Here is a 254-nt window from a genome sequence, read left to right as displayed (position 1 = left end):
GCGGTACCGGCAGTGGTGGGCACTGCGATGGTGAACACTGCATGCTTCTTGGTGGGCGCCACGCCTTCCAGGCTGCGCACATCGGCAAATTCAGGGTTATTGATGATGATGCCGATGGCTTTGGCAGTGTCCATGGAGGAACCGCCGCCGATGGTCACGATGCAGTCCGCTTCGGCGGCCTTGAAAGCGGCTACGCCGTCCTGCACATTCTGGATGGTGGGGTTGGGTTTGATGTCGCTGTAGAGGGCATAAGC

Annotated in this window: 1 protein-coding gene; it reads right to left on the bottom strand. The window is 59.8% G+C overall.

Annotation, left to right across the window (positions count from 1 at the left end; translation table 11 throughout):
- Positions 1 to 254, bottom strand: a 254-nt coding sequence (locus H6B10_RS16320; protein ID WP_204652459.1) for an iron-containing alcohol dehydrogenase, incomplete at both ends; no start/stop codon positions are given.

The sequence above is a fragment of the Gemmiger formicilis genome (genome assembly GCF_016901605.1).
Lineage (GTDB): Bacteria > Bacillota > Clostridia > Oscillospirales > Ruminococcaceae > Gemmiger > Gemmiger formicilis_B.
This window is presented reverse-complemented; position numbering and strand designations above follow the sequence as displayed.